Consider the following 21,378-nt stretch of genomic DNA (forward strand, 5'->3'; position numbering starts at 1 on the left):
TCTTTCAAGGTTCTCTCTTGATGATTAATCAACACCAGACTCACAAAACCTTTTTCAAAGGAAAAATAAAGCCCGCCGATTAACAGCGAGCTTTTACCTTATATCTTGATCGCTTACTTAAGTTCGACAGAAGCGCCTGTTTCTTCAAGCTGGGACTTCATTTCTTCAGCGTCTTCTTTAGATACGCCTTCTTTTACTGCGCCAGGTGCGTTATCAACGAGGTCTTTCGCGTCTTTAAGACCAAGACCAGTGATTTCGCGAACAGCTTTAACAACTTTGATTTTAGAGCTTCCGGCATCCGTAAGCACTACATCAAATTCTGTTTGCTCTTCTTCTTCCTCTACAGCTGCACCAGCACCGCCAGCAGCTACTGGAGCCGCAGCGCTTACACCGAATTCTTCTTCGATTGCTTTAACGAGATCGTTAAGCTCAAGAACGGACATTTCTTTAATTTCTTCAATAATTTGTTCTTTAGACATGAGTCATTTCCTCCTTGATTATGATTGAAAATATAATGATCTAATACCGGGTAACGCCTTAAGCGCCTTGTTCATCTTTTTGATCCGCAACTTGTTGCGTTGCATATGCCAAGTTACGAACAGGAGCTTGAAGTACGCTAAGAAGCATGGATACAAGTCCTTCGTAATCCGGTAGGTCTGCAATTTCTTGAATTTGCTCAAGTGTTGCAATCTTTCCTTCGATCACGCCGCCTTTGATTTCCAATTCTTTGTGATCTTTAGAAAAGCTTTTAAGCACTCTCGCAGGTGCGACCGCATCGTCAGCGCTGAACGCTAATGCTGTCGGACCAACAAGGTTCTCTTGCAGTTCGGAAAGTTCAACATCCTCAACAGCACGGCGCGTCATGGTGTTTTTATAAACTTTATAATCAACACCAGCTTCACGCAGCTGTCTGCGAAGCTCACTATCTTCCCCAACGTCAAGACCGCGGTAGTCTACAAGGATTGCAGATTTACTATTGCGGAACTTGTCAGCAATTTCAGAAACAACCTGTTTCTTTTGCTCAATAATTTGGCTCATTCTTCCACCTCCTATTGACCTTTCATCATACCGTCGAGCGCAAGATTGTTTATAGATAGCATTCACTCATCAAATAAAAAGTGCCTCCATGTAGACATGGAGGCACGTAAGATTGAAACAGTTCACGACTGTCGTTTCAACTATTCACAAACCTCGGCAGGATATTAAGCGTTCGCTGACGCACCTACTGTCTACGGTATAATTTATTCTTTTATACAACATGTTTCATTGTATTTGATGGCCTTGAAAAAGTCAAGACATGCTTACTTATTTAGTAAGTCCAGCGACATTCACTTTGATTCCAGGGCCCATGGTGGATGAAATCGCAGCGTTACGCATGTAGATGCCTTTGGATGATTGAGGCTTCGCTTTAACGAGTGTATCGGTAATCGCTTCGAAGTTCTCTTTCAGTTTATCCTTGTCAAAGGAAACTTTTCCAATCGGCACATGGATGTTAGCTGATTTATCGACACGGTATTCAACCTTACCAGCTTTAATTTCGCCGACAGCTTTTTCAACTTCAAAGGTAACAGTACCTGTCTTAGGATTCGGCATAAGGCCTTTTGGTCCAAGGACACGGCCAAGCTTACCTACTTCAGCCATCATGTCTGGCGTTGCAACAACGACATCGAAATCGAACCAGCCCTGGTTGATTTTGTTGATCAAGTCTTGCTCGCCAACGAAGTCCGCACCTGCTTCTTCCGCTTCTTTCGCTTTATCACCTTTAGCAAAGACGAGAACGCGCTGGGATTTACCTGTACCGTGCGGAAGCACCATAGCGCCGCGCAGCTGTTGTTCTGCCTTCTTAGGGTCTAAGCCCAGACGGAAAGCTGCTTCTACTGTCTCGTCAAAATTCGCTTTTGCTGTTTCTTTCACTAAGTCCACAGCTTCTTCAATCTCATATGATTTCGAACGATCAACAAGCTTATTCAGCTCTTGCTGTCTTTTACTTCTGTTTACCATTTTATTTCCTCCTCATTGTGGTTTTAACGGTTATACCTCCCACGAGTAAAGGTTGCGATACGAAGGGCTCCTTCTTCTCGCAACCTTAGCCTTCATCAGGATGACGCAGTGGGATTAGTCCTTGACTTCAATACCCATGCTAAGCGCTGTACCTTCGACCATGCGCATAGCCGCTTCAACGTCAGCTGCGTTCAAGTCAGGCATCTTGGTTTCAGCAATCTCACGTACTTGATCGCGATCAACTGTTGCAACCTTGTTGCGGTTAGGTTCACCTGACCCTGTTTCAATTCCGGCTGCTTTCTTTAGAAGAACAGCAGCAGGCGGAGTTTTCGTAACAAATGTAAATGAACGGTCTTCAAAAACCGTGATTTCAACCGGGATAATCATACCAGCTTGTTCTTGTGTACGAGCATTGAACTCCTTACAGAAACCCATGATATTAATACCAGCCTGTCCCAACGCCGGGCCAACTGGCGGTGCCGGGTTTGCTTTACCTGCAGGAATCTGAAGCTTTACAACTTTGATAACTTTTTTAGCCACGTGACACACCTCCTTAAAGTCCGTGATGTGGTAATAGGGCGCGTGCCCTCCCACTCAATTTGCAATATGCATAAACGCCTCTTTATCGAGACACATAAAGAACATAAAAATTTTAGCATCTTTACAAACATTATGCAAGGGGGAACGCCGGTTATTCATTATAACTTTTTAATTTGTGAGAAATCGAGTTCGACGGGCGTCTCCCGGCCAAACATGTTGACGTGGACTTTGACCTTTTGCTTATCCGTGTCAATATGTTCGATGGTTCCTGTGAAATTAGCAAATGGCCCTTCATTGACTTGGACACTTTCCTTCAAATCAAAATCGACTTCAACAGGAGCTTCTTCTTTCATACCCATACGTTTCAGGATTGTGTCGACTTCTTCGGGCAGGAGAGGGATCGGCTTAGAACCAGAGCCTGTCGATCCTACGAAACCGGTCACACCAGGTGTGTTGCGGACAACGTACCATGAATCATCGGTCATCACCATCTCAGCCAAAACATAGCCTGGGAACACCTTTTTCTTCGCAATTTTGCGTTTGCCGTTCTTGATTTCTGTTTCTTCATCTTCCGGGACGAGGACACGGAAAATTTTATCCTCCATCCCCATTGATTCGACTCGCTTTTCTAAATTGGCTCTCACTTTGTTTTCATAACCTGAATAGGTGTGGACCACATACCATCTTTTTTCCATGTTTGCAGCAGGACAAGCGCCTTGCCCTTCCCTCCCTTGTCGTATATATATTTAAAAAATCTCCAACATGAAAAAACCCGTAGAACGGGTTTTTAAACGACTTATCATATTCACCATTATAGCATAAATCAGACGACGTTATTCAAAGAAAAATTCCAAACCCCATGATAGGCCTGTATCGACGATCGCAAAAAACACAGTGACAAAGGCAACAGTGGACAATACTGTGATTGTATAGCGTGTCAATTCGCGTCCTTTCGGCCAACTGACCTTCTGCATTTCCCTTGATACGTTTTTCAAAAATTTGAACATTGTAGAACCCCCAAACTAGCGCCTGCCAGCTCTCCCCTATTTTGTTTCTCTATGCAAGGTATGAGCCCCGCATTCTCGGCAAAATTTACGTATCTCAAGTCGTTCGGATTGATTGGTTGTATTTTTATCAGAACGATAGTTTCGATTGGAACATACCGTACAAGCTAATATGACTTTTTTCTCATTTTCAGCCACCTCTTTTTCTCGAGGTTTGATCACTCACATTAATGTAGCATGCTTGTCCAACACTGTCAACGCTCACTTTCATGAAGGCATGCCGCTTGCTTCCAGGTATTTCTCAAGTTTGCGTTTGACCCGTTGCAACGCATTATCAATCGACTTGATATGCCTCTCCAACTGTGCCGAAATTTCTTGATAGGTACGCCCATCAAGGTAAAGGGCCAACACTTGTTGTTCCAGGTCGCTGAGTAACTCAGCCATTTTTTCTTCCATATCACCGAATTTTTCTTTATTGACCATCATTTCCTGCGGATCAATTGTTTTTGATCCTGCGATGATGTCGAGCAAGGTACGATCTGATTCTTCATCATAAATAGGTTTGTCCAAAGAAACATAGGAATTCAACGGAATGTGTTTTTGTCTGGTGGCGGTTTTGATGGCGGTGATAATCTGGCGGGTGACACATAATTCGGCAAAGGCTTTAAAAGAGGATAACTTGTCACCCTGGTAATCACGAATGGCTTTGTACAGACCAATCATGCCTTCCTGGACAATATCTTCCCTGTCTGCCCCGATTAAGAAATACGTTCTCGCTTTGGCTCGTACAAAATTTCTATACTTATGAATCAAATAATCCAAAGCTTCACTTTTCCCGGCATTGATATGGCCAATGATCTCTTCATCTTCAAGCTTATCCAGACCTAAATCTTCGATGTCCGCTTCTGTTTGTCCGATGATCACGTAAGGATTCCCCCCGACCGTACTTCCTTAAATATAGAAATATTATACAGTAAGCGTTTCACTAGCGTCAATAAGGCTTCCGTTCATTTATCCCCTCTACGCCATTTTTCAAAGATATCGAGTACCTCTTTTTTTATCGGAATTTTCGGCTGATAGTGAACCTTATGGTGCATTTCAACATCTTTTTTTATTTGATTTTCAATATTTTTGACTTCAATATAAAGTTCACGGGCTGATTTCCGAAAAGCTCCCTGTCCAAAGATGGTCCGTTGTTCGGCGAAATCTGATGTAGCCACGTAAACCTGAGTGCGCACATCATTCAACTCCCCGGCTAATTTCTCAATGCGCTCATCGGCCGTTTCGTGCTCCTTCGTGTAAAGCACTTCGATTTTATAATCCTGCTGCTTTTTAGACAGCCCTTTTACGTGATAAGCATCAAAGACAATAATGACACGATCTCCTGTGTAGGACTGATACTCAGCCATCATCTCGATTAATAAGTCTCTAGCTTGTCCAAGATCCGTTTCTTTCAATTGTTTCAGCTCCGGCCATGCCCCAATCATGTTGTAGCCATCAACGATTAGTACAATCATCGTTCATTCACCAAGAGGCTGACGTTTCCGTAAGACTTCATACATAAGAATGGCAGCCGCAACTGAAGCATTCAAGGAACTGACCTTTCCGACTAAGGGGAGGCTGACAGTCCAGTCACATTTATCTTTCGTCAGTCGGCTCATCCCTTTCCCCTCGTTTCCGATGACCAAGGCAAGCGGCATGTGGCCATCAAGCTTGCGATAATCTTCTGTTCCTTCTGCTTCCGTTCCGACTACCCAAACCTGACGCTCTTTCAATTCATCGATTGTTCTGGAAATATTCGTGACACGAGCGACAGGAATGTATTCAATTGCACCTGTGGATGTTTTGGCGACTGTGGCCGTCAATCCTACCGATCGTCTTTTAGGAATGATCACACCGTGCACACCGCTGGCATCTGCCGTTCTTAAAATGGACCCTAAATTATGCGGGTCCTCGATTTCATCAAGGATGAGAAAAAAGGGTTGCTCTCCTTGTGTTTCAGCTCTCTTAAATAAATCATCAAGATCATAATACTCATAGGCAGCCGCAGCCGCTGCCACACCTTGATGATTGCCATCGACCACTTGATCGATCTTTTTCTTCGGCACCTTTTGGATGATGACGCCATTTTCCTTCGCAAGCTGCTCAAGCTTTTTAACGGCATGCTGCTGCAGTTGGTCCGATACCATCACTTTGTTGATACGATGGCCAGATTTCAGCGCTTCAAACACCGGGTTTTTCCCAATAATCCACTCGTTCTCCATCGTTCATTCCCTCCTTTCGATAAACTGGATAGCTCGTTCAATTAACTCGTCTAGTCGTTCAACATTACCTGTTAGATAGTGATAACCAAGCACAGCTTCAAAAGCCGTACTGTAACGATAAGTTTGTACGTCTGTATTTTTCGGGACAGTACCGGACTTAGCATTGCGACCGCGTCTGAGAACCCCTTCTTCCGTTTCATCCAGCACGCCGTCCGCTCCCCAGTCATGCACCACCGCAGCTTGAGCCTTAGCTGAGACAAATTTAACTGCGGCCTGGTGCAGCTCCTGAGGTTTTACACTCCCTTGTTCCAGCAGATGCTGTCTGACGTAAAGGTCATAGACCGCATCCCCCATATAAGCGAGTGCCAGACTTTTCATTTGTTTCACCTCTGCAGGATTCATGCCATCACCCACGTTTCCAGCGGGTTCCCTGAGGCGTATCCTCAAGTATGATGTTCCGGGCTTTTAAGTCGTCCCGAATCTGGTCAGCTCGCTCAAAATTCCGGTCTTTACGAGCCTGGTTCCGTTCTTGGATCAAACGGTCCACTTCGTCATCGAGCAATTCGGTTTCTTCTTCCAGCTCTAAACCCAGGACCTGGACGAATTCATGGAGCGTCTTTTCAAACGCGTTCAATACCTCCAAGGAGGTCTGCTCGGACTGCAGATACACGTTGGCTTCTTTTGTGACATCAAAAATGACGGCGATCGCATTCGCTGTGTTAAAATCATCATCCATTTCGCGAATGAATTGCTGCTCAAATTGCTGGATTTTCTCAAGCCACTCTGTATCCTGCTTCAAATCCAGACTGGTCTTTTTACGATGTTGGATATTCTCATAAGCATTACGTATCCGGTCAAAACTGTTCTTCGCTCCGCGCAATAATGCGTCGCTGAAGTTGATCGGATGGCGGTACTGCACGCTTAACATAAAAAACCGGATGACTTGGGGATCATGGTGTTTAACCAGGTCATGTGCGAGCACAAAGTTGCCAAGCGATTTAGACATTTTCTCATTTTCGATATTTATATACCCGTTATGCATCCAATAACGCGCAAATGTTTCACCGTTCCCCGCTTCCGACTGAGCGATCTCGTTTTCATGGTGAGGGAACGTCAAGTCCTGACCGCCAGCGTGAATATCGATTGTATCTCCCAGGTATTTTTTAGCCATAGTGGAGCATTCGATATGCCAGCCGGGCCGGCCGCTTCCCCACGGGCTCTCCCAGGCAATCTCATTGGGCTTGGCTTCTTTCCATAACGTGAAATCCAACGGGTCCTCTTTCTTCTCCCCGACCTGGATACGGGCGCCGGTCCGAAGCTCATCAATCGATTGATGCGACAACTTGCCGTACTCGTCAAATGACCTCGTCCGAAAGTATACATCACCTTCCGCCGCATAAGCGTGGCCTTTATCAATGAGCGTCTGGATGAATTCAATAATTTCATCCATGTTCTCTGTCACGCGCGGATGATGGACCGCTTCTTTAACCCCAAGCGCTCCGACGTCTTCAAGATAAGCATCGATAAACCGGTTGGCTACATCCGGGACTTCTTCCCCCAATTCGTTCGCCGATTTAATCAGCTTGTCATCAACGTCTGTAAAGTTAAGCACGTATTTTACATCATAGCCGCGATATTCGAAATACCGGCGCACAGTGTCAAACACAATGGCCGGTCTGGCGTTGCCGATGTGGATGTAATTGTAAACAGTCGGCCCGCAAACATACATGTTGACTTTTCCAGGTTCGATGGGAGTAAACGTCTCTTTCTTCCTTGTTAAGGTATTGTATATTTTAATCGACATCCTGCTTCACTCCTTTGACATCTTCTAACTGCTTTTGCAGGCGCTGCATTTCCTGCTCCATTTCCTCCAGACGGTCATACACAGGGTCAGGCAGTTTATGGTGATCGAGATCTTTCGTCCTGATTTTCTTTCCATCCTGAACGACGACGCGGCCGGGGATCCCCACGACTGTGGAATTGTCCGGGACTTCGTGAAGGACGACTGATCCCGCTCCGATTTTTGAGTTTGCTCCGATGGTGATGGAGCCAAGTACTTTTGCGCCTGTGGCTACGAGCGTATTATCTTTCAATGTCGGGTGGCGTTTTCCTTTTTCTTTACCCGTGCCTCCGAGTGTCACACCTTGGAACAGCGTGACGTTGTCCCCAATTTCACACGTTTCGCCGACGACAACGCCCATGCCGTGGTCGATAAAGAAGCGGCGTCCGATTTTTGCACCTGGATGGATTTCAATCCCGGTGAAGAAGCGGCTGATTTGAGAAATCACACGGGCCATAAAGAAAAACTTCCGTTTATAACAAGCATGGGCCACCCGGTGCGACCAAATGGCATGCAAGCCAGCATAGGTAAGGATGACTTCTAAGTACTTACGAGCAGCCGGGTCCTGGTCAAACACAACATCGACATCTTCTTTAAACATTTTAAACAGCCCCATACTTGTTCCTCCTTCATTCATTCCAGTAATTATTCCTCTTTCACATAAGTCCCCTTGCATAGGGTCCTTTGCGGTATACGTGTTTGGGGTGGCTGGGAAATAACTCGCTTTCCTGCGGGGAACCGGCGAGCCTCCTTTTCCCGCGGGAGTCTCGCCATTTCCCAGCCACCCCCTCTTTATTTTGGCGAACGGCCCCTTCTATATGAGAAAACTTTCTATACAGCCTGTTTAGCACAGAAATGCTTCGTGCAATAATGACTCACCGCCAAAGAATTGCGTTGTAAAAGGGGGACAAGGAGACGACTCCTGCGGAACGGGTGCGCCCCAGAAACCTCTTCGTTAGGCAGCTCGCCACGGAAATCGAGTTGTTTCAAAGCCGCCCCTACCCCTTATACGGCAACGAAACTAATAACTAATGAGATAACGAAATAAAAACACGCGCCTCGGTGCCTGGGTATGGCACAGAGACGCGTGTTCGCGCGGTTCCACTCTGGTTGGGACGATGTAACCGTCCCCGCTTCCGGCTCGGTAACGGGAGCAGCCGCTTTTGTCTACTTCCTGCTTCGACAAAAGACTCAAAGGTGCATTTCAAAGGGGATCCGTCAGACCATTTCCAGCTCCAGGATGGTCCTCTCTGTGTCAGGAATCGCTCCTTTTACTTTTCCTCATCTACGTTCAATTCTGTATTTATACTATATTACACCTGAGGGCAGTTGTGCATTAATTATGCTTAAGCTGCCCAAGAACATCATCCAAACGAGCAATCACGGTCTCCAAACCGAGTAAATGAATGGCGTTCGGCAGTTCCGGTCCATGCGTTTGCCCTGTCGTCGCTACACGAATCGGCATAAACAGCTTCTTGCCTTTATGCCCCGTTTCTTTTTGGGTAGCTTTAATCTGGCCCTTAATATTTTCAGGCGTAAACGTATCAAGTTCTTGAAGTTTCTGCTTGAAAACAGTCATGACTTCCGGTACTTGCTCTCCGCGTAAAACGTCCATTGCAGCTTCATCATATTCGATCTCCTGCTTGAAGAACAAATCCGTCAATTCAACAATTTCAGCTCCGTAGCTTAATTGTTCATGATAAAGGCCGATCAGTTCACGCACCCACTCTTCATCCTGCTGGTTCCGCGATTCAGAAACACGGCCGGCTTTAACAAGGTGAGGCAGTGTGAGATCAACGACGCGCTCGAAATCGCTCGCTTTGATATATTGGTTGTTCATCCATTTCAGTTTGGCTGGATCGAATACCGCCGGCGATGTACTCAATCGATCCGGGTCGAATATATCAATCAGTTCATCCTGCGCGAACAATTCTTCTTCGCCTACCGGAGACCAGCCGAGCAGTGTAATGAAATTAAACAGTGCCTCCGGGAGATAGCCCAGGTTCTTATATTGTTCGATGAACTGGAGAATGTGTTCATCGCGCTTGCTTAGTTTTTTGCGATTTTCATTCAGAATCAACGTCATATGACCGAATTGAGGCGGTTCCCACCCAAAAGATTCATACACCATCATTTGTTTCGGCGTATTTGAAATATGCTCTTCGCCGCGAAGCACATGGGTAATATCCATCAAGTAATCGTCAATTGCGACTGCAAAATTATACGTCGGGGTCCCGTTTTTCTTAGCGATGACCCAATCGCCAAAATCACTTGATTCAAAGGAAATTGTGCTTCGTACAATATCGTCGAACATATACGTGCGGTTTTCCGGCACCCGCAAACGTATGCTTGGTGTTCGTCCTTCTTCCTCAAAAGCCTGTCTTTGTTCTTCCGTTAAATCACGATGGGCGCCCGAATACATAGGGACTTCACCCCGGGCTCGCTGTGCTTCACGCTCGGCTTCAAGTTCTTCTTCTGTCACATAACATTTGTAGGCGTCCCCTTGCTCCAGCAGTTTATCTATATACGTTTGATATATATCAAGACGCTCCATTTGCCGATAAGGACCGTAGTCCCCCCCAGCATCAGCGCTCTCATCCCAGTCTATTCCCAGCCATTTCAAATAGCTGAGCTGACTTTGTTCGCCTCCTGCAACATTGCGCTTTTCGTCTGTATCTTCAATCCTGACAATAAATTTGCCCCCTAAATGGCGGGCATATAAATAATTGAACAGTGCGGTACGAGCATTGCCAATATGCAGATTACCTGTGGGACTTGGTGCATAACGCACACGAACTTCATTCGTCATGGTCGAACCCCTTTCATTAATAGTCTCCGTAGGATTACCTTGTATTATTCTATCATCTTTTGCTTATTATTGTTGAGTGTTTTGTAACAAAATCACGGCCTGAGCCGCAATTCCCTCTTTTCGTCCGGTGAACCCGAGTTTTTCCGTAGTTGTGGCTTTCACGTTCACCTGGGAAGGATCTGCCTGCAGCAAGCGCGCGATATGGGAACGGATTTCCTCTATATACGGTCCCATTTTGGGCGCTTCAGCAATGATGGTACAGTCCAAATTGCCGAGCTTGTACCCTTGCTCACTGACCATGTGCCAAATGTGAGAAAGCAGTGTGCTCGAGTCGGCGTCTTTGAATGCCGGATCTGTATCAGGAAAATGTTTGCCAATGTCCCGCTCGCCAATCGCTCCCAGGCAGGCGTCACCTATCGTATGCAGCAGCACGTCAGCGTCTGAATGACCACTCAACCCTTTCTCATACGGGATCTCCACGCCGCCAATGATACACTTTCGTCCTTCAGTCAACTCGTGAACGTCAAACCCTTGGCCTATGCGAAACATTGTTTGCTCCTCCTTCTTTCCATGATTCACTTGCTGAACATACGATTCGGCCTGCTTCAAGTCATCAGGCGTGGTGATTTTAATGTTTTGATTACTCCCTTTAACAATGGTTACTGCATGGTCGAGACGTTCGACCAGCGAGGCGTCGTCTGTTCCGTAATAGCCGTCTCGTTTCGCTGCCTGATGGGCTTCTAGAATTAGAGGGTAGGAAAAGCACTGCGGCGTTTGAGCTGCCCAGAGTGTATCCCGGTTCAACGTTTTCAGATAATCGCCATCTTTTTGTTTCACCGTGTCTGTCACGGGCACAGCTAACAAGGCCGCCTGTTGTTCTTTGAGCGCTTCAGCCAGTTGATGCAGGTGGTGTTGCTCGACAAAAGGGCGGGCTCCATCATGGATAAAAACAGGCATATCCTGGTTTGTGATAGCCCAAAGACCTTCATACACACTATCCTGACGTTCGGCGCCTCCTTCCACCAAGTTGACGGGCTTGTCTAGCGGGTACTCGGAAAGTAAGGCCGCCATTTCCTCACGTTCTTTCGGATTAATCACGACAATCATTTCACGACACCAATCATCACGATTGAAGACAGATAATGTATGTACGATTAACGGAAGCTGATTGATGTACAGGAACTGCTTATTTTGCCCTGATTTCATTCGCTTGCCCTGTCCTGCGGCCAATACAATTGCTGTATATGGGGTCATGTATAACCATCCTAATCATCATTAAAATAACAAAAGCGATAACACGCTCTGGGTTATCGCTTTTGAGTCTTCCTTCTATTTGTTTATACCTTTTTTACAGGGCTTTTTCAAGTGATTTCGGTTTAGCAAAAATCATACGGCCCGCCGAAGTTTGCAATACACTGGTTACGACCACATCAATCGTTTTACCGATATACTCCTTACCTTCTTCCACCACAATCATGGTGCCATCATCAAGATAAGCCACACCCTGGTTTTGTTCCTTACCGTCTTTGATAACTTGTATTTTCATCTCTTCGCCAGGCAATACAACGGGTTTCACCGCGTTGGCCAGGTCATTGATATTCAAAACTTGCACGTTTTGAAACTCACATACTTTGTTCAAGTTGAAGTCATTCGTTACGACAATACCCGTCATCACTTTCGCGAGCTTGACAAGCTTGCTGTCTACTTCTTGAACTTCCTCAAAGTCTCCTTCATAAATCTCGACATTGACAGGCAGATCACGTTGGAGTCGATTCAGGATATCGAGTCCGCGACGGCCACGGTTCCGTTTCAGTCCGTCAGAAGAATCGGCAATATGCTGTAACTCTTCCAACACGAATTGAGGAATCACGATGGTCCCTTCCAGGAAGTGAGTTTCGCATATGTCTGCAATTCTTCCATCAATGATCACACTTGTATCGAGAATCTTAGGCTTAGGAATCTCTTCATTCCGTGCAGAAGAAGCAGCGTTGGTCATGTCCTCTTCTTCTAGACGTTTCCTGTCTTTCTTAGCGGCATTCGTCAAAAGGTTCTGGAATTCATCCTTCCGTTTAAACCCTACTTGAAAACCAAGATACCCCAGAAAGAACGTCAGGAAAATCGGAACGACCTGGTTAACGACCTGAATATTGATATCAGCTAAAGGAATATTGATTAAAAACGCGACAATCAAACCGAGGATCAGCCCGAAACTGCCTAGCAATAAATCTGCCACTGGAGCTTTTACCAAGGTGTCTTCTACCCATCGCAATAAGTACACAATATGATCGACTAACCAGAATGTTAATAAAAATAAAATAAGTGCTCCCATGACCGCTCCGATATAAGGAGACATAATCCACTCTTGGCTTGTTATATTACTCCACCCGAGCAATTCCGGGATATATAAATAACCAATCGTCCCTCCTGCGATCACAATAAATAACTGGACAATCTTTTTCAGCACTTGTGTTCACCTCCTCGACAACAGTATGACCAAAACGGGGCTATGATAACCTTACGAATCCATTTAGAATTATATGATTAAGCTAGCACACTTGTAAAAAATAGTCAATTTCCAAAATATAAATTTTATCATAACTGAACGTAGTGGTCAACAAACTGCTCCGAACCTTTATATATTTCGATCTACAAACAGTTGTTCCTGTATGCGCTCAAGCCCTTCCTGTATCTTCTTAGCACGTATTTCTCCGACGCCGTCCACTTCAACTAACTCACTTGTATCCGCTTTGACGATGTTATTGAAATTGCCGAACCGCTCCACCAGATGCTCAATAATTAAATGAGGCAAGCGGGGTATTTTTTCTAGGATACGGTACCCTCGTGGCACAAACGGATTTTCCACCTTCGTGTTGGATGCGTAACCAAGCAGCTTCAGGACTTGTTCATCACTCATTAATTCGGTCGATTTAACTTCCTGCATCTTCTTTAAAATATAATAAGGCTCGTAATCAGCGCGTTTACTATAGTCCTTTAACAATAAAGACGCTTCCTCTTCGATATTGGAAACCAGTTCGGTCAACTGCAACTGGATCAAACGGCCTTCTGTTCCGAGTTCATTCACGTAATTAAGGATCTCTGTTTTAATACGTAGCACCATCTCTAAACGGTGGACCACCTGAATGACCTCTGAAAAGGTAACCATATCTTCAAATTCCATGGCTCCCAGGTTGGTCAAGCCCTGATCGAGGACATTCTTGTACTTTTCTAACGTTTGAATCGCCTGGTTGGCCTTCGTCAATATAACGCCGATATCTTTTAAAGAGTAGCGGATACTCCCTTTATAAAGCGTAATAACATTACGACGTTGCGAAATGGCTACGACCAGCTGACCGGTCTGTTTAGCCACTCTTTCAGCAGTCCGGTGACGCATCCCTGTTTCCGTCGATAATATATCAGGATCCGGCATAAGCTGGGCGTTAGCAAATAATATTTGAGTACCTTCATCGTTTAATATCAAAGCCCCGTCCATTTTAGCCAGTTCATATAAGTGGGCGGGAGAGAATTCGGATTGGATGTGAAACCCGCCATCCACCAGCCCTTGCATTTGTTCATCAAACCCGATCACAATCAAACCACCGGTGTTAGCCCGTAATACATTCTCAATTCCTTCGCGAAGAGGTGTGCCGGGTGCTACAAATTTAAGAATTTCACCAATGCCTCGTTCTTTCATTTCCTGCCATTCCATTTATCTCTCTCCCAACGTAGCCTGCAGCGCTTCTTGTACTGTGTTTACTCCAAGTATGTCGATAGAAGAAGGGGGAGACCATCCTTCGAGGTTTTTGGCCGGAACAATGACGCGGTTAAAACCTAATTTAGCTGCTTCCTGAACACGTTGTTCAATGCGAGCTACGCGTCGTACTTCACCAGTAAGTCCCACCTCACCGACAATGACGTCATCGGATTTAGATGCCTGGTCACGAAAACTGGAAGCGATGCTGATGGCAACCGCCAGATCAATGGCAGGTTCATCGAGTTTCACGCCACCAGCTACCTTAATATAAGCATCCTGGTTCTGCAGCAGCAAGCCCACACGTTTCTCTAATACGGCCATGAGTAAGGGCACACGATTATTATCCAAACCCGTGGCCATCCGCCTCGGATTTCCGAATGTCGTCGGTGATATCAAGGCCTGGATTTCAACCAGGACGGGGCGGGTCCCCTCCATAGAAGCAACAACCGTGGAGCCCGCGGCCCCTTGAGACCGCTCTTCAAGAAAGATTTCTGAAGGATTCTCCACTTCTTCCAATCCTGCCTCTTTCATTTCAAAAATACCCATTTCATGAGTGCTGCCAAATCGGTTTTTCACACTTCTGACGATCCGAAACGTATGGTGGCGTTCCCCTTCAAAATACAGTACAGCATCCACCATATGTTCGAGCAATCTGGGCCCTGCAATTGAGCCTTCTTTTGTAACATGTCCCACAATGAAAATAGGTATACCTTTGCTTTTAGCAACCCGCATGAGCTGGCTTGTACATTCCCTTACCTGTGACACACTGCCCGGCGCCGATGTGATATCTTCTTTGAAGATCGTTTGAATCGAGTCGATGACAACAAATTCCGGTTCAATGGTTTCTATTTGATTCAAGACATCTATTAAGTTGGTTTCTGCTAAAACATAGAGCTGTTGTGACGTTATACCAAGGCGATCAGCTCGGAGTTTCGTCTGTCTCACCGATTCCTCACCGGAAATATAAAGGACTGGGAAATCGCGGTCAGCCAATTGGGATGATACTTGCAGAAGCAAAGTTGACTTACCAATTCCCGGATCACCGCCGATCAAAACCAACGAACCCGGTACGATCCCCCCGCCTAACACACGGTTGAACTCCGGCATATCCGTGGTGACCCTCGGTTCTTTCTCTGTTTTTATTTCTGTGATTTTCTCAGGTTTGGCTACACCCGATGAGCTGCTGGTTTGAAATGTGTGACGCGAACTGTTCCCCGTCGCTTCAACTTCTTCCACGAACGTATTCCATTGGTGACAGCCCGGACATTTACCCATCCATTTAGCTGATTCATACCCGCACTCCTGGCAGACAAACTTTGATTTTCTTTTTGCCAAGCCAATCGCTCCTTCTGTTATATTTTATACGAAATCCATTGTGAAAAAGTTTCACAGTGATATCAATTAGATTAAGATTACCTTAAGCATATCGGAAACAGCAAAAAATCGGAAGGCAAACACCTTCCGATTTCTTACTTTTTGTTTCGTTATCTGTTTTCCTGACTTTACTGGGCCTCGACTGCGAATTGGCCTTCTTCGTCTACGCCAATCTTCACTTTTTGACCTTTGTGGATATTTTCCTTCAATAGTTCTTCTGATAACAAGTCTTCAACGTTCTTTTGAATAGAACGACGCAGCGGTCTCGCACCGTAATCGGGATCGAAACCTTCGTCCGCAATTTTTTGGATAGCGTCATCGGAAAGCGTAAAGTCGATTTCCTGATCTTGAAGACGCTTATGCAGCTGCTCTGCCATCAAGGTCACAATATCTTTCATGTGTTTCTTCTCAAGAGAATGGAAGACAATCGTGTCATCAACACGGTTAAGGAATTCAGGACGGAACGCTTTTTTCAGTTCATCCGTGACTTTCTTCTTCATGTCTTCATGTCCCTGAGAGGAATCCTCATCGACAGAGAAGCCGGCGTATTTGTTTTGTTTCAATTCTTGCGCCCCAACGTTCGAGGTCATGATCAATACGGTGTTACGGAAGTCGATTGTACGACCTTTTCCATCGGTTAAACGGCCATCCTCCAGAACTTGCAGGAGAATGTTGAAGACTTCAGGGTGAGCCTTTTCAACTTCATCCAGCAGGACGACAGAGTAAGGCTTACGACGGACTTTCTCTGTTAATTGACCACCTTCATCATAACCGACATATCCGGGTGGTGAACCGACAAGGCGCGACGTGCTGTGCTTTTCCATATATTCGGACATATCGACACGGATCATCGCGTCTTCTTCACCAAACATGCTTTCAGCAAGAGCACGTGCCAATTCGGTTTTTCCGACCCCTGTCGGGCCGAGGAATATGAAGGAGCCAATTGGGCGCTTCGGATCTTTCAAACCTGCACGTGCACGGCGGATAGCTTTAGAAATGGATTTCACAGCTTCATCCTGCCCGATAACACGGTTGTGCAGGGTTTCTTCCAGTTGCAGAAGACGTTCACTTTCATCCTTGGTCATCTTCGCTACAGGTACTCCCGTCCATGTGGAGACAATTGAAGCGATGTCCTCCATCGTGACCTCAGAATTTTCCTGGCCTTGCTGTTCTTTCCACTCATCTTTCGTTTCTTCGAGTTCATCCCTTAAACGCTGTTCGCTATCGCGCAAGGAAGCCGCTTTTTCAAACTCTTGGCTTTGCACAGCTGCATCTTTCTCTTTACGCACTTCTTCTAGTTTGTGCTCCAACTCTTTCAAATTAGGCGGAGCAGTATAGGAACGCAATCTAACTTTAGAAGCTGCTTCGTCTATTAAGTCAATCGCTTTATCCGGTAGGAACCGATCCGTGATATAACGGTCGGAGAAGCGTACAGCCGATTCAATCGCCTCGTCTGTAATGCTGACGCGGTGATGTGCTTCATAACGATCACGCAAGCCTTGCAGAATTTGCACGGACTCTTCCGCATTCGGTTCATCAACCTGAATCGGCTGGAAACGACGCTCTAATGCAGCATCTTTTTCAATATACTTACGGTATTCATCCAACGTGGTAGCACCGATACATTGCAGGTCGCCACGTGCCAGCGACGGTTTCAAGATGTTTGAAGCATCAATGGCACCTTCAGCACCACCTGCACCGATCAAGGTGTGCAATTCATCGATAAACAGTACGATGTTCCCTGCCTGACGAATTTCTTCCATAACCTTTTTCAGACGGTCTTCAAATTCACCTCGGTATTTCGTTCCCGCTACGACCGTCCCCATATCAAGCGTCATAACGCGCTTATCACGGAGGGTCTCCGGTACTTCATTATTAATGATCTGCTGCGCCAACCCTTCAGCAATGGCCGTTTTACCTACACCGGGCTCCCCGACAAGGACTGGGTTGTTCTTGGTCCGACGGCTTAACACTTGAATGACACGCTCAATCTCTTCACTGCGTCCGATAACCGGATCGATGTTGCCTTCTTTCGCCACTGACGTTAAGTCGCGTGCTAAAGAATCAAGGGTTGGTGTATTAGCACTGCTTGCTTGCGTGCTGCCGCCACGACGATTTTGGCCGCTTCCGGTTGATTCGTTGTTGCCAAGCAGCTGAAGAACTTGCTGTCGTGCTTTATTCAGGCTGACGCCAAGGTTATTGAGCACCCGGGCTGCAACACCTTCTCCTTCCCGAATCAAGCCAAGTAGAATATGCTCCGTTCCTACATAGGAGTGACCAAGTTTACGCGCCTCATCCATTGAAAGTTCAATCACTTTTTTCGCGCGAGGTGTATAGTGGATGGTTTGGCTTACTTTCTCACCTTTCCCGATCAATTGCTCTACTTCTTCTTGGATTTTCTCAGCTTCTAAGCCAAGCGCAGACAAGGATTTAGCGGCAATGCCTTCTCCTTCGCGTACCAATCCCAGCAAAATGTGTTCAGTGCCGATATTGTTATGACCAAGTCTGACAGCTTCCTCTTGGGCAAGAGCCAGAACTTTTTGAGCTCGTTCAGTAAATCTTCCAAACATCATACTCAATGTCCCTCCTAGTCTTTATTGTTTTCCATTTGTAATCGTTCACGTATTAATGAAGCTCTTCTTACATCGCGTTCTTCTGGCGATAATGGTGTTTTAGCATAGTGTTGCAAAAATCCTGGTTGTGTCAAAATCATCAGCTCATTGAGAATCGAACGCGGAACATGATCGATGAACCCGAGATCGATGCCAAGCCTGAGGTCAGATAAACATTTTGCAGCCTCTTTAGACTCTATGATGCGACTATGGCGTAAAACACCGAAAGATCTAAAAACCCGGTCTTCTAAAGGTGTTTTTGACTTGTTCATTAACGTGTCCCTCGCTCGGCGTTCTTGATTGATGAGCTGTTTGACGACACTTTGCAAGTCTTCCACAATATCGCGCTCAGATTTCCCAAGCGTTATTTGATTAGAAATTTGAAAAATGTTGCCTACAGCTTCACTGCCTTCACCGTAAATTCCCCTGACCACTAAGCCAAGCTGATTGATTGCCGGCGTCATACGATTGATTTGCTGCGTCATGGCCAGGGCAGGTAAATGCATCATGACGGACGCTCTCAAGCCAGTGCCTACATTAGTAGGACAAGCCGTCAAATAACCGCGCTTTTCATCAAAAGCATAATTAATCTTTTCTTCCAGCCAATCGTCAAATTCAGAGGCTTGTTCTAAGGCTTTGTCTAATTGAAAGCCCGGGAAATACAATTGAATGCGCAAGTGGTCTTCTTCGTTTATCATCACGGACACTTGTTCATTTTTCGAAATCAAAGCGGCTGAAGCATTAGACTGTTCAGCTAAATGAGGGCTAACCAGGTGTTTCTCCACTAAAACCCGTTTTTCAATGGGTTGAAGGCTGTGCATTTCTACAAGCTCCATGTCCTGATAATCTTTATATGATTGCTGAGCGTACTCCTGCTTAAAGAACTCCAGCAGTTCAGCCAACGATTGTTCTGAGGCGACCACCGGGAAAGAAACATCAGAGAAATTACGCGCCAATCGAATCCGACTGCTTAACACAATATCACTATCAGGTCCTTGCTCCTTCATCCAGGGACTAATGGCTTCGTTCATAAATTGTTGTAAAGACATTACGTATCACCATCCCCCTCCTCGTGAAGCTGTTTCTCCAAAGAGCGAATGTGATCCCGTGCTTGAGCGGCTTCTTCAAATTCTTCTTTTTCGATTAACCGTTGCAACTCTATCTTTTGATGTTCAATCTGTTTTCGCAAATGAAGGTCACCACCCACCCGTTTTGGAATTTTTCCATCATGGGTCGTATTGCCACTGTGAACACGACGGAAAATCGGGTTCAGGTGATCACCAAAGGTATGATAACACTCGGCACAGCCGAACTTGCCGATCCGGGCGAATTCTTGGTAGGTCAATCCACACGACGGGCACTTCAGCTGCTGGCTATTCGGATAAGACTTCGTTTTCGTACCGCTGAGCGGAGACTGTCCTTCATAGTTGAACATGCCTGAAAGCAAATCGTTCAATGAGAAACTTTCATCTCCATACGTCATGTAACCTTTTTCTTTAGCGCACTGCTCGCAAACATGCTGTTCTGTCTTTTCTCCATTGATCACTTGCGTCAAATGAACCGTTGCGGGACGTTGATGGCATTCCTGGCACTCCATACCATTCTCTCCCTTCTGTATTAATTTTTATATTTTAACGTCGAAAGCATCGCGATCAGGATGCGTGCCCTAATCTCATCGCGTACAGGCAACTGAAAAGCAAGGATTTCTCTATCCAGAGCACTTAGAATCATCTTTGCTTCCCGTTCAGTAATCACCTGGCTTTCAAATAAACGTTCAATAATATCTTTCGCCGATTGCTGAGATACTTTAGGTTGAATCATATCGATAATATCATCGATCATGTCGGCTTCATCGTGGTGTTTAATACGCATGATGCGTATGTAACCACCGCCGCCTCGTTTACTTTCTACTATATAACCTTTTTCCACAGTGAATCTAGTTTTAATCACATAATTAATTTGAGAAGGAACACACTGGAATCGATCAGCAATCTCACTTCGCTTAATTTCAATTGCATCTTTTTGATCAGCATTTAATACGTTTTTTAAATACTCTTCAATGATATCGGATATATTCCGCATCTTCCCTCCTCCTCTTTTGACTTTGACTATCTTTGACTATAATTTTATTATACTCAATTTGTTGCCACATGCAAACAGTTTGTTTTGGACATTGCATCATCTATAATTCCCAAACCATGGACACTTTAAAACTAATAATCTCCGTTGTTTTTCGAACAGGTCCACGAACCACTCCTGATCTACTTGCTCCACGCTAAAAAAACGCCCTGAGCTTTTACTGCCCAGAGCGTTTCTTATCGATTTGTTCTTTATTTACGTTCGTTCACGTGCTTTACATGTATGATGTTCGATAATTCATCAAAAACTTCTCGCTGACTATAATCTTGATGTTTTTCCAATTCAATAAAAAGGTTCCGTTCACCTGTAGCGCTGCTTTCAATTTCAAGTTTATAAATTCTTAAGCCGCGTTCATCAAACACTCGAAAAATCTCTTCCATTTGAATATCTTCCTCCACCACGATTCGAACAAAATTTTTCCTTCGCTTACTAAAGAATTTATCTTCAATCTGGTTAAGGAAAATCAAGCTTAATAACACGACGACCGTGGTAAAAACAGCCACATCATACATCCCTGCGCCAATTACAAGCCCAAGACCGGCCACGGTCCAGATTGAAGCTGCCGTTGTAAGGCCGCGAATCGTCATGCCATTCACAATAATCGTTCCGGCACCGAGAAAACCAATACCACTTATAACGTAGGATGGAATACGTGCAGGGTCGAATCGGATATTATCGTGCGTTTCAATAAACGACTCGAATCCATAGAGTGAAAGCAACATCATCAGGCACGAGCCTACCCCTACCAGGATGTGGGTGCGGAAACCGGCCGAATGATTTTTCAGCTCCCGTTCAAAACCGATGAGTCCACACAAAAGTAAAGCTAAAAGCAAACGGAGAACGTATGTCAAAAAATGATCGCTGATTAAAGTCTCCCACTCCATTATCCACCCTCCTTTCTATGCAATTCGCTTCTTATCTGCATCTATATTTCTATTTATATTCAAAAACCCAGAAGTCAATGATAACTCCTGGGCTGATACATGTTGACCTAGCGGCGTCCTACTCTCACGGGGATCGACCCGACTACCATCGGCGCTGGAG

Annotated in this window: 23 protein-coding genes and 2 other annotated features; all 23 genes read right to left on the minus strand. The window is 45.4% G+C overall.

What is annotated here, in order from left to right; translation table 11 throughout:
• Nucleotides 1–113 precede the first annotated feature (113 nt).
• Nucleotides 114–479: a 50S ribosomal protein L7/L12 gene (rplL, locus tag HOP45_RS19375; protein WP_181351061.1), complete on the minus strand. Its 366-nt coding sequence runs from the start codon at nt 477–479 to the stop codon at nt 114–116.
• A gap of 58 nt (nt 480–537) precedes the next feature.
• Entirely contained in the window at nt 538–1,038 is a 501-nt protein-coding gene (rplJ, locus tag HOP45_RS19380; protein WP_181351062.1) for a 50S ribosomal protein L10, read from the minus strand.
• A 65-nt stretch (nt 1,039–1,103) separates the two neighbouring features.
• Nucleotides 1,104–1,253, minus strand: a sequence feature (ribosomal protein L10 leader region).
• 52 nt (nt 1,254–1,305) lie between these two features.
• Nucleotides 1,306–2,001: a 50S ribosomal protein L1 gene (rplA, locus tag HOP45_RS19385; protein ID WP_181351063.1), complete on the minus strand. Its 696-nt coding sequence runs from the start codon at nt 1,999–2,001 to the stop codon at nt 1,306–1,308.
• Between the two features lie 114 nt (nt 2,002–2,115).
• Nucleotides 2,116–2,541 carry a 50S ribosomal protein L11 gene (gene rplK / locus HOP45_RS19390; RefSeq protein ID WP_181351065.1) on the minus strand — a complete coding sequence of 142 codons (426 nt, stop codon included), beginning with the start codon at nt 2,539–2,541 and terminating at the stop codon, nt 2,116–2,118.
• 158 nt (nt 2,542–2,699) lie between these two features.
• The gene (nusG, locus tag HOP45_RS19395) at nt 2,700–3,236 is read right to left on the minus strand and encodes a transcription termination/antitermination protein NusG (protein ID WP_181351067.1); all 537 of its coding nucleotides are present in this window, start codon (nt 3,234–3,236) and stop codon (nt 2,700–2,702) included.
• A gap of 138 nt (nt 3,237–3,374) precedes the next feature.
• Nucleotides 3,375–3,548, minus strand: a complete 174-nt coding sequence (gene secE, locus HOP45_RS19400; protein WP_181351068.1) for a preprotein translocase subunit SecE — start codon at nt 3,546–3,548, stop codon at nt 3,375–3,377.
• Nucleotides 3,549–3,584: 36 nt separating this feature from the next.
• The gene (gene rpmG, locus HOP45_RS19405) at nt 3,585–3,743 is read right to left on the minus strand and encodes a 50S ribosomal protein L33 (protein ID WP_181351070.1); all 159 of its coding nucleotides are present in this window, start codon (nt 3,741–3,743) and stop codon (nt 3,585–3,587) included.
• Nucleotides 3,744–3,812: 69 nt separating this feature from the next.
• A complete protein-coding gene (gene sigH, locus HOP45_RS19410) occupies nt 3,813–4,469 on the minus strand; it encodes an RNA polymerase sporulation sigma factor SigH (protein WP_181351071.1) in 657 nt (218 codons plus the stop codon).
• Nucleotides 4,470–4,552: 83 nt separating this feature from the next.
• A complete protein-coding gene (locus HOP45_RS19415; RefSeq protein WP_181351073.1) occupies nt 4,553–5,062 on the minus strand; it encodes an NYN domain-containing protein in 510 nt (169 codons plus the stop codon).
• Nucleotides 5,063–5,065: 3 nt separating this feature from the next.
• Nucleotides 5,066–5,809 (minus strand): 23S rRNA (guanosine(2251)-2'-O)-methyltransferase RlmB, encoded by a 744-nt coding sequence (gene rlmB, locus HOP45_RS19420; RefSeq protein WP_181351074.1) that lies wholly within the window; start codon nt 5,807–5,809, stop codon nt 5,066–5,068.
• Nucleotides 5,810–5,812: 3 nt separating this feature from the next.
• Nucleotides 5,813–6,211 (minus strand): Mini-ribonuclease 3, encoded by a 399-nt coding sequence (locus HOP45_RS19425; RefSeq protein ID WP_181351075.1) that lies wholly within the window; start codon nt 6,209–6,211, stop codon nt 5,813–5,815.
• Nucleotides 6,212–6,215: 4 nt separating this feature from the next.
• The gene (gene cysS, locus HOP45_RS19430) at nt 6,216–7,613 is read right to left on the minus strand and encodes a cysteine--tRNA ligase (protein ID WP_181351076.1); all 1,398 of its coding nucleotides are present in this window, start codon (nt 7,611–7,613) and stop codon (nt 6,216–6,218) included.
• Nucleotides 7,603–8,265 carry a serine O-acetyltransferase EpsC gene (gene epsC, locus HOP45_RS19435; protein ID WP_181351077.1) on the minus strand — a complete coding sequence of 221 codons (663 nt, stop codon included), beginning with the start codon at nt 8,263–8,265 and terminating at the stop codon, nt 7,603–7,605. Before epsC ends, cysS begins: the two co-directional genes overlap by 11 nt.
• 460 nt (nt 8,266–8,725) lie before the next feature.
• Nucleotides 8,726–8,946, minus strand: a binding site (T-box leader).
• 39 nt (nt 8,947–8,985) lie between these two features.
• Nucleotides 8,986–10,458, minus strand: a complete 1,473-nt coding sequence (gltX, locus tag HOP45_RS19440; protein WP_181351078.1) for a glutamate--tRNA ligase — start codon at nt 10,456–10,458, stop codon at nt 8,986–8,988.
• Nucleotides 10,459–10,524: 66 nt separating this feature from the next.
• Complete coding sequence (locus HOP45_RS19445) at nt 10,525–11,712, minus strand: bifunctional 2-C-methyl-D-erythritol 4-phosphate cytidylyltransferase/2-C-methyl-D-erythritol 2,4-cyclodiphosphate synthase (protein ID WP_181351079.1); 1,188 nt, start codon at nt 11,710–11,712, stop codon at nt 10,525–10,527.
• A 94-nt stretch (nt 11,713–11,806) separates the two neighbouring features.
• On the minus strand, nt 11,807–12,922 hold the full coding sequence (locus HOP45_RS19450; protein WP_181351081.1) for a PIN/TRAM domain-containing protein: 1,116 nt from the start codon (nt 12,920–12,922) through the stop codon (nt 11,807–11,809).
• Between the two features lie 168 nt (nt 12,923–13,090).
• Nucleotides 13,091–14,164 (minus strand): DNA integrity scanning diadenylate cyclase DisA, encoded by a 1,074-nt coding sequence (gene disA / locus HOP45_RS19455; protein WP_181351082.1) that lies wholly within the window; start codon nt 14,162–14,164, stop codon nt 13,091–13,093.
• Entirely contained in the window at nt 14,165–15,544 is a 1,380-nt protein-coding gene (radA, locus tag HOP45_RS19460) for a DNA repair protein RadA (RefSeq protein WP_181351083.1), read from the minus strand. It abuts the gene before it with no gap.
• 167 nt (nt 15,545–15,711) lie between these two features.
• Nucleotides 15,712–18,156 carry an ATP-dependent protease ATP-binding subunit ClpC gene (gene clpC / locus HOP45_RS19465; protein ID WP_181351085.1) on the minus strand — a complete coding sequence of 815 codons (2,445 nt, stop codon included), beginning with the start codon at nt 18,154–18,156 and terminating at the stop codon, nt 15,712–15,714.
• Nucleotides 18,157–18,170: 14 nt separating this feature from the next.
• Nucleotides 18,171–19,244, minus strand: a complete 1,074-nt coding sequence (gene mcsB, locus HOP45_RS19470) for a protein-arginine kinase McsB (protein WP_181351087.1) — start codon at nt 19,242–19,244, stop codon at nt 18,171–18,173.
• Nucleotides 19,244–19,792: a protein-arginine kinase activator protein McsA gene (gene mcsA / locus HOP45_RS19475; protein ID WP_181351089.1), complete on the minus strand. Its 549-nt coding sequence runs from the start codon at nt 19,790–19,792 to the stop codon at nt 19,244–19,246. Before mcsA ends, mcsB begins: the two co-directional genes overlap by 1 nt.
• A 20-nt stretch (nt 19,793–19,812) precedes the next feature.
• Nucleotides 19,813–20,277 (minus strand): CtsR family transcriptional regulator, encoded by a 465-nt coding sequence (locus HOP45_RS19480; protein WP_181351091.1) that lies wholly within the window; start codon nt 20,275–20,277, stop codon nt 19,813–19,815.
• A gap of 248 nt (nt 20,278–20,525) precedes the next feature.
• Nucleotides 20,526–21,218 carry an MgtC/SapB family protein gene (locus HOP45_RS19485; protein WP_181351093.1) on the minus strand — a complete coding sequence of 231 codons (693 nt, stop codon included), beginning with the start codon at nt 21,216–21,218 and terminating at the stop codon, nt 20,526–20,528.
• Nucleotides 21,219–21,378: the final 160 nt, after the last annotated feature.

Source organism: Thalassobacillus sp. CUG 92003, from assembly GCF_013618635.1.
Classification (GTDB): domain Bacteria; phylum Bacillota; class Bacilli; order Bacillales; family Halobacillaceae; genus CUG-92003.